General features: G+C 59.3%; 12 protein-coding genes. All 12 read left to right on the plus strand.

Translation table 11 applies throughout. The annotated features are described in order from the left end of the window. Nucleotides 1-238, plus strand: a 238-nt coding sequence (locus tag JUE30_RS10390; RefSeq protein ID WP_203624788.1) for a transposase, incomplete at its 5' end; no start/stop codon positions are given. Between the two features lie 244 nt (nt 239-482). Then, entirely contained in the window at nt 483-1,664 is a 1,182-nt protein-coding gene (gene coaBC, locus JUE30_RS10395) for a bifunctional phosphopantothenoylcysteine decarboxylase/phosphopantothenate--cysteine ligase CoaBC (RefSeq protein WP_203624789.1), read from the plus strand. After that, nucleotides 1,661-4,078, plus strand: a complete 2,418-nt coding sequence (priA, locus tag JUE30_RS10400) for a primosomal protein N' (protein WP_203624790.1) — start codon at nt 1,661-1,663, stop codon at nt 4,076-4,078. Before coaBC ends, priA begins: the two co-directional genes overlap by 4 nt. Before the next feature lie 9 nt (nt 4,079-4,087). After that, entirely contained in the window at nt 4,088-5,032 is a 945-nt protein-coding gene (gene fmt, locus JUE30_RS10405; protein ID WP_203624791.1) for a methionyl-tRNA formyltransferase, read from the plus strand. Beyond that, nucleotides 5,019-6,356, plus strand: a complete 1,338-nt coding sequence (gene rsmB, locus JUE30_RS10410; protein ID WP_203624792.1) for a 16S rRNA (cytosine(967)-C(5))-methyltransferase RsmB — start codon at nt 5,019-5,021, stop codon at nt 6,354-6,356. The genes fmt and rsmB overlap by 14 nt, the downstream gene beginning before the upstream one ends. 9 nt (nt 6,357-6,365) lie before the next feature. Beyond that, nucleotides 6,366-7,109: a Stp1/IreP family PP2C-type Ser/Thr phosphatase gene (locus JUE30_RS10415; protein WP_203624793.1), complete on the plus strand. Its 744-nt coding sequence runs from the start codon at nt 6,366-6,368 to the stop codon at nt 7,107-7,109. Then, entirely contained in the window at nt 7,106-9,121 is a 2,016-nt protein-coding gene (pknB, locus tag JUE30_RS10420; RefSeq protein ID WP_203624794.1) for a Stk1 family PASTA domain-containing Ser/Thr kinase, read from the plus strand. Before JUE30_RS10415 ends, pknB begins: the two co-directional genes overlap by 4 nt. Further along, on the plus strand, nt 9,111-10,022 hold the full coding sequence (gene rsgA / locus JUE30_RS10425; protein WP_239061409.1) for a ribosome small subunit-dependent GTPase A: 912 nt from the start codon (nt 9,111-9,113) through the stop codon (nt 10,020-10,022). The genes pknB and rsgA overlap by 11 nt, the downstream gene beginning before the upstream one ends. A 16-nt stretch (nt 10,023-10,038) precedes the next feature. Beyond that, the gene (gene rpe / locus JUE30_RS10430) at nt 10,039-10,692 is read left to right on the plus strand and encodes a ribulose-phosphate 3-epimerase (RefSeq protein ID WP_203624796.1); all 654 of its coding nucleotides are present in this window, start codon (nt 10,039-10,041) and stop codon (nt 10,690-10,692) included. Next, nucleotides 10,689-11,354, plus strand: coding sequence for a thiamine diphosphokinase (locus JUE30_RS10435; RefSeq protein ID WP_203624797.1), 666 nt, complete (start codon nt 10,689-10,691; stop codon nt 11,352-11,354). Before rpe ends, JUE30_RS10435 begins: the two co-directional genes overlap by 4 nt. An 89-nt stretch (nt 11,355-11,443) precedes the next feature. Then, entirely contained in the window at nt 11,444-12,076 is a 633-nt protein-coding gene (locus tag JUE30_RS10440) for a hypothetical protein (protein WP_203624798.1), read from the plus strand. 454 nt (nt 12,077-12,530) lie between these two features. Continuing rightward, nucleotides 12,531-12,689, plus strand: a complete 159-nt coding sequence (locus JUE30_RS10445) for a hypothetical protein (protein ID WP_203624799.1) — start codon at nt 12,531-12,533, stop codon at nt 12,687-12,689. Nucleotides 12,690-12,786: the final 97 nt, after the last annotated feature.

Raw genomic sequence — 12,786 nt, forward strand, 5'->3', positions numbered from 1 at the left:
TTATCTCAAAGGTAAAAGTGCACTCATGATGTTTGATAAACATGCGAATCTCAAGTACAAGTTTGGCAATCGCCACTTTTGGGCGGAGGGTTACTATGTGAGCACGGTGGGGCTTAACGCTGAGACCGTAGCCAAGTATATTCGAGACCAAGAGAAGAGTGATATTGCGCTCGATAAGTTGAGTGTGCGTGAGTATGAGGATCCGTTCAGAAGCAATCACGCACCAGTGAAGAAGTAGCCATGAAGTAGATGAGCCTCTTCCAGAGGCGGTTAAAGTGGCAATCGCAGTAGGCCTCGAACGAAGTGAGGCCAGCGCCTTGAGACGCAGCCAGCAACAGGGGCTTATAGCCCCAGAGAAAACCACCCGTTCGACGGGTGGTTTTTATTTCTGCATTCAAAGCCGTCAAAATCAGGTCGCTCAGGGCCAAAACTTCTTGGCGGGTAATGTTTGCTATAATGAAGGACGAAACGGAGGCTGACTCATGGCAAAGAAAATCGGTGTGTTCATCACTGGCGGAATCGCCGCATACAAAACGCCTAACCTGGTACGCCTTCTGATCAAGGCGGGCTTTGAGGTGCGCGTGGCGGTGACGCCCGCAGCGACAAACTTCGTGACCGTGCAAAGCCTGGCAACCGTCAGCAAGCATGCTGTGTTGACCGATGACGCCGAGTTTGCGGCGCCCGAACACGTGGCCCACGTCGAGCTTGCGCGCTGGATGGATCTGGCGCTGGTGGTGCCGGCGACGGCCAACACGCTGGCCAAAATGGCTGCGGGCATGGCGGATAACGTCGTGACGACCACTTTGCTGGCCTTTTCCGGGCTGAAGCTCGTGGTCCCGGCCATGAATGACCAAATGTGGGCCAATCCCCAAACCCAGGCCAACGTGGCGCACTTGCAGGACATGGGCGTTCAGGTCCTGCCGCCTGCGACCGGCTTTTTGGCCGAGGGTTACACCGGCCAAGGCCGCATGCCCGATGAAGCGGTGATCACAATGTTTGCGGCACTTGCCACCAGCGACCAATACTTGCGCGGGGTCAAGGTGCTGGTCACCGCCGGCGGCACGCGCGAGCGCCTGGACCCGGTACGGTACCTGACCAATGATTCCTCAGGAAAAATGGGCACGGCCCTGGCGAACGCGGCGGCTGCGGCTGGCGCAAAGGTGACGTTGATCACGACTGCACACCAGGTGACGCTGCCGGCAGTCGAGGTGGAAAAAGTTGACACCGCCGAGCAGATGAATGCCGAAGTTCAGGCCCGCTTTGCCCAGACGGATATTGTGCTGATGGCGGCGGCAGTGGCGGATTATCGGCCGCGTGAGGTCGCCTCAAGCAAGCTGAAGAAAACTGGCGAGCAAGGCCTGACGCTGGATCTGGTGCAAAATCCCGATATTCTGGCGGCGCTGGGGGCCAGCAAAACGCACCAGTTCGTCGCCGGCTTTGCGGCCGAAACGAATGACTTGCTGAAAAATGCCCAGGCCAAGCTGGCGCGCAAGCGGGCGGACATGCTGATCGCCAACCGCGTCGGCAACGGCCTAGGCTTCAACCGCGACGATAATGTCGTCACGCTGCTTCAGCCGGGCCAGGCGCCGATTGAGTTGGCCCAGGGCCCGAAGCTTGAACTGGCGCAGCAGATCTTGCGCCGGATTCAGGAGGTGCGGGCATGACCGTTGCAAAAGTGATTGTCGACGTGCCGACCATGCAAACGGATCGGCCGTTTGATTATGCCATTCCGCAGGCGCTTGAAGCGCGAATCCAGCCGGGGATGCGCGTTTGGGTTCAGTTCGGCCAAGGCAAGCGTGAAGTTTCCGGCATGGTGGTGGCACTGGCCGATCATGCGGACTTTGAAGGTGAACTGAAGCCCATCATCGCCGCGCTTGATTACGCGCCGGTCATGAACGAAGAGACCCTGGCGCTGTCCCACTGGCTGGCCCAAACGACTTATGCCTTTTGGATCACCTGTATTCAAACGATGCTGCCGGCGATGCTGAAAGTCGACACCATCAAAAGTGTCACCTTGGGCAGCCAGCCCACAGCCGAGGCCAAGGCGCTTTTGGGCGATCAGGACCACTTGGTGCTGGACAGCCACACGCCTGCCGAAGTGTCGGCCCAGGTGATGCGGCTGATCGACCAAGACGCGTTGACGCTGCAGTATGCCCGCAAGGATCGCGCCAAGGTCAAAACAGAGCAGGTCGTGGTGCCACTGAAAACCGCCGCCGAATATGCCACCCTGCGTGAAGGGGTGCGGGCCAACGCGACCAAGCAGCTGCAGCTGATCACCGCGCTGAGGACGTGGGTCAATGCCGGCAGTCAGCCGGTGCTCGCTGAAGCTGTCAAGCGCGGTGAGGTCGACCGGACCGCGGTGCACGCAGCCGCCAAAAAGGGCTGGCTGCGTCTGGATACCCGCGAGGTGTACCGTGCGCCTTACGACGACTTGGACCACGGCGAGCGCACGCAGCCGCTGACGCTGACTGCCGACCAAAGCAAGGTGGTCGGCGCCGTTGATACTGCAGTGCGGCAAAAGGCCCCCAAGACTTTTCTGCTTGAAGGGGTCACCGGCTCAGGCAAAACTGAGGTGTACCTGCAGGTGATCGCCGAAGCGCTCAAGGAAGGGCGCAACGCCATGATGCTGGTGCCTGAAATCGCGCTGACGCCGCAGATGGTGCACCGCGTCAAGGGCCGCTTTGGCCGCGAAGTTGCCGTCATGCACTCGGGCCTGTCTGAGGGCGAAAAGTTTGACGAGTGGCGCCGCATTCAGCGCGGCGAGGCGCAAGTGGTCGTCGGCGCGCGCTCGGCGGCCTTCGCGCCACTGACCAACATCGGCGTGTTCATCATCGACGAGGAGCACGAAACTTCCTACAAGCAGGACGACGCGCCGCGCTATCACGCCCGCGATGTGGTGCTGCACCGCGCCCAGACTTTCGGGGCCCCGGTGATTCTGGGATCCGCGACCCCGAGCTTGGAGTCGCGCGCCCGGGCGGAAAAAGGGGTGTACACGCTGCTGCGCCTGCCGTCGCGCATCAACCGCCAGCCGCTGCCGCAGGTCCACATTGTGGATATGCGCGAGGCCTACAAGCAAGGCGGCAAGGACGATTTTTCCAAAGTCTTGCTGGACGCCTTGCAGCTGCGGCTGGACCGCCACGAGCAAAGCGTGCTGCTGCTGAACAAGCGCGGCTTTTCCAGCTTTGTGATGTGCCGCGAGTGCGGCTACCGGGTGCAGTGTCCGAACTGCGACATCAGCCTGACGCTGCACATGGACACCCACACGCTGCGCTGCCACTACTGCGGCCACGAGGAAGCCATTCCGACCGTCTGCCCGAGCTGCGGGTCGCGCAAGATTCGCTACTACGGCACCGGCACCGAAAAGGTTGAAGCCAGCCTCCACCAGCTGCTGCCAAACGCGCGCGTGCTGCGCATGGACGTTGACACCACGCGGCGCAAGGGCGGCCACGAGAAAATCCTGGCGGCGTTTGGGGCGCACGAGGCAGACATTCTGCTCGGCACCCAGATGATCGCCAAGGGGCTGGACTTCCCCGACGTCACCCTGGTCGGGGTGATCAATGCCGACACCGGGCTGGGGATGCCTGATTTTCGCGCCAGCGAGCGCACCTTTGACCTGTTGACGCAGGTGTCAGGCCGCGCCGGTCGGGCCGAAAAACCCGGCGAGGTCTTCATTCAGACCTTCAACCCGGATCATTACGCGATTCAGTACGCGCAGGCGCAAAACTACGAAGGCTTCTTCCGCCAGGAGATGGCGATTCGCCACCGCGGCGACTACCCGCCGTACTACTTCACCACGAAGGTGACCGTCAGCCATCAGCAAGAGGAAGCGGCAGCCAAGCTGATTTACCAGCTGGCCAAGCAGCTGACCGACAGTTTATCACCTTCTGCGATGCTGCTGGGGCCAACCCCGGGTCCAATCGCCCGGCTCAAGAATCGTTACATTTATCAGCTGGTGATCAAGTACAAAAGGGAGCCGCGGCTCGACCAGACGTTGACGAAGATTCTGGATGACACCCAGGTCGGAACGCGCAACGGGTATTTTGTCGGCATCGACAAGGAACCTCTGACATTCATTTAAGGAGAGCATATGACTAGTGTAATTTTTATGGGCACGCCGCAGTTCGCGGTGCCAATCTTAGAAGCCGTCGCCAAGGAGTATGACGTGCTGGCGGTGGTCACGCAGCCGGACCGGCCGGTGGGGCGCAGGCAGAAGCTGACCCAGTCGCCGGTGAAGCAGGCGGCGCTGAAGCTGGGCGTGAAGGTGCTGCAGCCGGAAAAACTTAGCGGCAGTCCCGAGCTGGCCGAGGCCATCGAATTGGCGCCAGATTTGATCATCACCGCGGCGTACGGCCAGTTCTTGCCGACCAAGTTCCTGAACGCGGCCAAAATCACGGCCGTCAACGTGCACGGGTCGCTGCTGCCGAAGTACCGCGGTGGCGCCCCGATCCAGTACAGCATCATTAACGGCGACCAAGAAACCGGCGTCACGCTGATTCAGATGGTCAAGAAAATGGACGCCGGCGGCATGTGGGCGCAGGCCGCCATTCCGCTGACGCGCGCCGACGACACGGGCACCGTGTTTGACAAGCTCAGCCTGGTGGGCCGCGACCTCTTGATGAAAAAGCTCCCGGACATCATCGCCGGCGAAGCCCCAACGCCGCAGGACGAAAAGCTGGTCACGTTCTCGCCGACCATCAGCAAGGACCAGGAGCACCTGGACATCACGCTGCCGGCGGAGAAGCTCGACAACTGGGTCCGCGGACTGCGGCCGGAAATCGGCGGCTGGGTGACTCTGCTGGGCGAGCGCGTCAAGCTCTGGGCCATCACGCCCCTTGACGGGACCACTGAGGCCAAGCCCGGCACCGTGGTTGAGCGCAGCAAAAAGCGCCTGGTCGTCGCCGCGGGCGCTGGCACCACGTTTGCCATCAACACGCTTCAGCCGGCAGGCAAGGGCCAGCAGCCCATCGCCGCGTTTTTGAACGGAGCTGGTCGCAGCATTCAAGAAGGAGACCAAATCATTGCCGAAAACTGATCCGCGCACCGTCGCCGTTAACATCCTGACCCGCGTCACCACCAAGGGCAGCTACGCCAACTTGGCGCTGGACGCCCAGCTGAAGAAAAGTGACCTCAGCGAGCGCGATGCGGCGCTCACGACCAACATCGTTTACGGGGTCATTCAGCATGGCATCACGCTGGATTACTACCTCAAGCCCTTTGTGCGCGATCGCAAGCTTGACCCGTGGGTGCACGTGCTGCTGCAAACTGCCGTGTACCAGCTGGTGTACCTGGACCGCATTCCGGCCCGGGCGATTTTCAACGAGTCGACCAAGATCGCCAAGAAAATGGGCAACCTGGGCATCGGCCAGTACGTGACGGCAATTCTGCGCAACTTGCAGCGCAGCGAGGTGCCCGACTTGACGAAAATTCGGCCGGCAACTAAGCGGCTGTCGATCACGTACAGTGTCCCGGAATGGCTCGTGGCAAAACTCAGCGACCAGCTGGGCGTTGAGAAAGCCGAGTCGATCCTCAAAACCATCAACGAACCGGCCGGCGCCTCGCTGCGGGTCAACACCACCAAAGCCACCCCGGCAGAAGTGACCGCCGAACTTGAACCCGAGTTCCCCAGCATTCGCGAAAGCGCGCTGACGCCGGTGGGCCTAGTCGCAGACGGCGGCCACCTCGCCGGCACGCGCGCGTTTGAAGAGGGGCGCTACACCATCCAGGACGAAAGCTCGATGCTGGTTGCGCCGAGCCTCGCCGTGCAGCCAAGCAGCCGGGTGCTGGACGCCTGCGCGGCGCCGGGCGGCAAAACCACTCACATCGCGCAGTACCTGGATCCCACACAAGGCGGGGAAGTCGTCGCGCTCGACCTGCACCCGCACAAGGTGCGTCTGATCGAGGACAACGCCAAGCGCCTGGGGCTGGAAGACCGCGTGCACGCCGCGCAAATGGACGCCCGCGAAGCCAGCGACCAGTTTGACCCCGAGAGTTTTGACCGGATCCTGGTTGATGCGCCGTGCTCGGGCCTGGGCCTGCTGCGCCGCAAGCCGGAGATCCGCTACACCAAGCAGCCGCAAGACCTGGTGAACCTGCCGAAGATCCAGCTGGCGATCCTGAACGCGGTCGCACCTTTACTAAAAGTGAATGGACGCCTGACCTACAGTACGTGTACCATGGTAACAGAGGAAAACCAGGGCGTGGTGGCCAGCTTCCTAGCTGCCCACCCCGAGTTTGTGCAGGTGCCGGTCCCAGTCGACCGGCCGCTTGACCGGGCGCACAATGCGCCGGCCCTGCAGCTTTTTCCCGACGATTACGGCACGGACGGCTTTTTCATCGCCAGCTTCGTGCGAAAGTAGGACGAACGAATGGAATACACCTATCGGACAGACATCGGCCGTAAACGGCCAAATAATCAGGACTACGTTGGCCTGTTCGCCAATACGTCAGGCGTGACGCTGGCGATCGTCGCCGACGGCATGGGCGGCCACCAAGGCGGGGATGTCGCCTCGGAAATGGCCGTGTCGCACCTCGGCCACGCCTTTGAAGCGACGCAGAACACCGACGTTGAGAAAATCGTGCGGTGGCTGATTTTTGAGCTGCAGCAGGAGAATTCGATGATCCTGGAAAAGGCGCAGCACTATGCTGACCTCACGGGGATGGGCACGACGCTGGTCGCCGTGATTATCTCCGGCTCGCGCTTCGTGGTCGCCAACATTGGCGACTCACGGGCGTATTTGTATCGCAACGATCACCTCATTCAGATCACCGAGGACCACTCGCTGGTCAACGAGCTGGTGCGCCGCGGCGAGCTGACGCGCGAGGAAGCGGAGAAGTTCCCGCAGCGCAACGTCATCACGCGCAGCCTCGGTGTGTCCGAGGACGTCGACGCCGATGTCACGATTTATGACATGGAGTATGATGACTATCTGCTGCTGTGCTCCGACGGCTTGACCAAGCAGGTCGAAGACGATGAAATCGCGAAGGTCATCGGCTCCAAGCAGCCCTTGGGCGCCAAAGCCCAGCGGCTGATCGATATGGCCAACGAGGCCGGCGGGCCGGATAATATCTCGGCGCTGATCATTCACCAGGATTGGAGGGAGCAGCGATGATCGAACCTGGTTATATTTTGAACGAGCGCTATAAGCTGCTCAAAACCCTTGGCGAAGGGGGTATGGCCAACGTCTATTTGGCGCATGACCTGATCTTGGACCGCGACGTCGCGGTCAAAGTGTTGCGCCTTGATCTGCAAAATGATCCCGACACCAAGCGCCGCTTTCAGCGCGAGGCCATGGCGACGACTGAGCTGGTCCACCCGAACATCGTGTCAATCTACGACGTGGGGGAAAGCAATGACCAGCAGTACCTGGTCATGGAATACGTCCGCGGCTCCGACCTGAAAAAGTACATCGTCGAGCATTTTCCCATCCCGTACCAGCGGGTGATCGACATCATGGAACAGATCCTGGCCGGCATTCAGGTGGCGCATGATCACAACATCATTCACCGCGACCTGAAGCCGCAAAACATCATGATCGACCAGGACGGCAACGCGAAAATCACCGACTTTGGGATCGCCGTCGCGCTGTCCGACAATTCGATGACGCAAACCAACTCGCTGCTGGGCTCGGTGCATTACCTGAGTCCGGAGCAGGCCCGCGGCAGCATGCCGACGCGGCAAAGCGACATCTACGCGCTGGGGATCATTTTATTTGAGATGCTCACCGGGACGGTGCCGTTTGAAGGCGACTCCGCGGTGTCCATTGCGCTCAAGCACTTCCAAGAGGACATGCCAAGCGTGCGCGAGTTCGATCCGCGGATCCCGCAGGCCTTGGAGAACGTGGTCTTAAAGGCCACGGCCAAGGACCCGGCCAACCGTTACACGTCTGCGGACGCCATGGCGGCAGACCTGAAGACCTCGCTGTCATCAGCTCGCGCGCACGAGGAGAAGTTTGTCCCGGACGCGACGGACCTTGATGAAACCAAGGTCATGCCGATGGTCGGCTCAAGTTCATCCGCCCAGCCAGTCCAGGCGGCCACCACGACGCCATCGTCGCAGGCTGCGGCCAAGTCGGCGGACGAACCTAAGCAGCGCCCGAAGAAAACCGCCAAGCACGGTTGGAAGAAATACTGGCCGTTTGTGCTGGCCGGCGTCATCGTGGCCGCCATCATCTTGTTTGTCGTCCTGTCGCTGACCGGCGGCAGTAAGGAGGCCACCGTTCCTGAGTTGACCGGGATGAGCCGCACCCAGGCCGAAAGTGCCTTGGAGGCGGCCGACCTGGTGCTGGGCCAAGAAAGCAAGCAGGCTTCCAGCAAGGTCGCAAAGGATAAGGTCATTAAATCGGACCCGAACGCCGGCAGCAGTGTGAAGTCTGGCAGCACGGTCGACATCATCGTCAGTTCCGGAGACAAGAAGTACAAGCTCGGCGATTACGTCGGCGACCAGTATTCGACCATTAAAAAGCGGCTGGAAAAGGCTGGCTTTACGGTCAAGCGCAAACGCCGCGCCAGCAATGAGATTCCTGCCGGGGAGATCATGGCGCAGAGCCTGGATCCCGGCATCAGTGTCGTCCCGGACGGCAAGACCATCACGTTGACGGTTTCAAGCGGGTCCGCGACCGTCGCCATGCCTGATTTTTCCGGGCAAAGCGAGGGGCAAGTGAGCGCCTGGGCCACCGCGCATGGGATGACCCTTAAGATCAACACCGCCTACAACGACAGTGTGGCTTCCGGACAGCTGATCAGTCAGGATCCGCAGGCAGGCAGCGACTTACAGCGCGGGGATTCAATCAGTGTGACCTTCTCGAAGGGCCAAGACCCGGCCAGCGCTTCCAGTTCCTCAAGCGCTGAGACCCAGTCGGCGACCCGGACAGTTCAGCTTGAATACATGCCGGCCGCCAGCAGCTCGTCTGCCAGTGGGGCCAGCGGCAATGCGGCCAATCAGATCACCATTTACCTGCAGGACAGCACCCACAGCCTGAGCAGTGTCTATAAGACGATGACCATCACGGCCAACCAGACCATCACGCTGAACTTCACGCTGAAAAATGGTCAAACTGGCGCCTACCGCATTGAAAACAACGGCAGCGTCGTGCAATCGGAGGATAATATCAGTGGCGACTAACGAAAAAACGGGTCGCATCATCCGGCAAGTCAGCGGCTTTTACGACATCGCCGTTGACGGGACCGTGTATCGTACGCGCGGGCGGGGCAATCTGCGCAACCAAAAAATTTCCCCGCTGGTCGGGGACTTTGCTGAGTTCGCCCCTGGCGTCGGCACTGACGACGAAGGGTATTTGCTGCGGCTTAAGCCCCGAATGAACGCGCTGGTGCGCCCGCCGGTGGCCAACATTGACCAGGCGATTCTGGTCGTCGCCGCAGCCGAGCCCGACTTCTCGCTGAATCTGCTCGACCGCTTTCTGGTTTACCTGGAAGGCAAGCAGATCCATGCCGAAATTTACCTGACCAAAACCGACCTGGTGCCCGCCGCGCGGCTGGCCGAGATCCAAGACGCGCTTTCGAGTTACGAGCAGATTGGCTACGCGACCTTCGCCAGTGTGCCGCCATTTTCACCAGCCACGCTGGAAAAAGTGCGGGCGTCGTTCAAGGACAAGCTCACCATTTTCACCGGCCAAACCGGGGCGGGCAAGTCGACGCTGATCAACCACCTGGTGCCGGGGCTGACGCTGGCGACCGGGGAAATCTCCAAGGCGCTCAATCGCGGCAAGCACACGACCCGCACCACCGAGCTGTTCCTCGCAGAAGGCGGCCTGGTCGCCGACACGCCAGGATTCTCGTCACTCGGGCTGCTCGATGTCACCCTGGACGACCTGCGCGATCGCTTCCCGGAGTTCGTCCAGGTGGCGGATCAGTGCAAGTTCCGCTCCTGCCAGCACGACAAGGAGCCGGGCTGTGCGGTGAAGGCCGCCGTTGAAGCGGGGACGATCATGCAAAGCCGCTACGACGATTACATGCAGTTTCGGGCTGAGCTTCAAGGCAAGCGGCCGACTTATCAGAAGAACTAGAAAGGAAGTATTGGCGATGAAAATTGCCCCTTCAATTTTGAGTGCAGACTTTGCCAACATGGCGCGCGACATTCGCACCGTTCAGGAAGGCGGCGCGGATATGATCCACGTTGACGTGATGGACGGGCATTTTGTGCCGAATCTGACCTTTGGGCCGGGGATGGTCGCCGCCATTCGGCCGGTCACGTCGCTGCCGCTGGACGTGCACATGATGGTCGATGACCCGGAGCAGTGGATCCCGGCGTTTGCCAAGGCCGGCGCCGACACCATGCTGATCCACGTCGAGGCCACGCCGCACATCTACCGGGCGATGCAGCTGATCAAAGACCACGGCGTCAAGGCCGGAGTCGTCTTGAACCCAGGCACGAGTCTGGCCGCGATCGAGGAAGTGCTGCCCATCGTGGATCAGGTGCTGATCATGACGGTCAACCCGGGCTTCGGCGGTCAGGCCTTCCTGCCAGCCATGGCGGACAAGGTCGCCCGGCTGGCCAAAATGCGGGCCGCGCGCGACTGGCACTTCGCTATTGAAGTCGACGGCGGGATTTCTGATCAGACTATCGCCAGCGTCGCCAAAGCCGGGGCCGACATCTGCGTTGCAGGCTCTTACGTCTACGCGGAAGGCGACTCACCGGCTCAGCAGATCAACAAACTCCGGGTGGCCGCGCAATGACCCAGTTCAACTTGATGGTCGGCGGACCGGTCGGCCTGCTGCCGGAGCACTGGCAGCAGCTCGCTGGCACCTGGGTCGGCGTGGACCGCGGCACGCTGCACCTGCTTCAGGCCGGCATCACGCCGCAGTTTGCGGTCGGGGACTTTGACTCGCTGACAGCGGCGGAGTTCGCCCAGGTCAAGCAGGCGGTCAAACAGCTGCACACGGCAAAGCCCGAAAAAGATGAAACCGACACCGAGATGGCGGTGCGCCTGGCATTTGAGGCCGGCGCGGACCGCGTGAGGCTGATTGGGGCCAGCGGCGGACGCATCGATCACTTCCTGTCCAATCTCTTTCTGCCGACGCAGCTGCGTTTTCAGCAGTGGACCGAGCAGATCGAGATGCTGGATGGGCAAAACTGGGTGCAGTTTTTCCTCAGCGGCACCCATACCCTGAAAGCCCAGCCGGCGTATCGGTACCTGGGCATCGTACCGCTGACTGCAGTGGCCAAGCTGACCATCCAAGGCGCCAAGTATCCACTCAAGGACTGGTCCAGCATGACGCCGTTCTCCTGGGCGTCGAACGAGTTTGTCGGCGAAACGCCAGTGACAATCAGCTGGGAGTCCGGCATTGTCGCCGTCGTTTACAGCCGCGACCGCATCGGCCAGCAGCACGACAACTGAGCGGTGACACGTATTCAATCATTATTTTAATTGAATGGGCGAACTGCTATACTGATAGGAAATACCGTTAGGGTAGATGGAGGATTGGCATGGGGGCTATTATCCACTTTTTTCAAGTGCCGCTTTATCGTGAACTGAGTGTGGTGGCACTTATTCTGCTACTGATCGTGGTGTACTACTTCCGGTACGTCCACTTCGCAAAGCTGCCGGATTCTCGGCTGCACCGCCGCTGGCTGGATAAGCTGATCAGCGGCACGCGGCGAGTGATGATCGTCATGGTCCTGGCGCTGGTCGCGCTGGTCGTTTACGACCGCGTCGTCATGCCGCGCCTCAGTGCCGCCGCACCGGTCAAGCAGGCGCAGTCCAGCAGCAAGCAACCGGTTGCCAAAAGTTCAAGCGCGAAAAAGACGACCAAGGCCGACACCACCAAGAAGAAAAAAGCTAAAGCCAGCAGTTTTTCTAGCGGTGAGATCATTGACGCCACGGAGCACGCCCTGTCGACGCAGCAGTATCACGACTTGTTGGTGGTGCAGAACTACTTCAAGAAGAACCCTGACGCCACGAGTGCGGCGGAGGTTTATCGCTACCGTGGTCAGGTCACGGGTAATGCGGGATTAAAAGTTACGGAAATCGGTGGCTATAAAAAATATGGTCAAAATAAATTAAAACTTACTCATCTATACTGGGTTTATCAAAGCGGACAGTTTGATGTCCACCGCTGATGCCACTAACCACGCCGTTGGGTGTGGTTTTTTTGTTAGCTGGAAGGGTGTACAAACCGCCATTTGATGGGGATTTAAAAGAATCTTGGTAAATATTTTTGTACGAAAATAATCAAATTAACCAAATAAAATACTTAGTTCACAGAATCTTCATAATTTAGTTGGCCGCTTCAGACTAAAAATAGGTAAAGCCAAGATACACAAGGGTTTTGGCCGAATAAGACATGAATGTTACGGGAAAAGGTGGGCAAGCTGATTTGTTATGCGCTCACTTCGGGAAAATTATATTTGAAATTACGAGTTTTATGACCCTTGAACGCTGAATCACAAACCTTTGACTCCCCCTGGAAATCCCATATAATAGGCTACAGATAAGCGATTGAGTAAAATACGTGGGTTGAGTAGCTCGATCAAATATCAAAATTTTAGACAACCTATATAGGGGGAGTTCAATATGACTACTAGTACAAAGAAATCATTTATTGCTGCTGGCATTGCCGCAGCAACATTGTTTAGTGTTTCAGCATTGGGTGGCAACACAGTTAAGGCTGCTAGCACAGACACACCTAACTTTTCAGGCTCTTCGTCAAGTGAAGTTGAACATAATTTATGAGAGTATCTAGACCTTAATTGGTCTAGGTACTCTTTTTTTAAGCCGCCAGGTTGTGGGCTTTGGGGTTAAACCAGACACGCTCAAGGAAAATACGGTT

The sequence above is a fragment of the Lacticaseibacillus sp. 866-1 genome, assembly GCF_016861825.1.
Classification (GTDB): Bacteria; Bacillota; Bacilli; order Lactobacillales; family Lactobacillaceae; genus Lacticaseibacillus.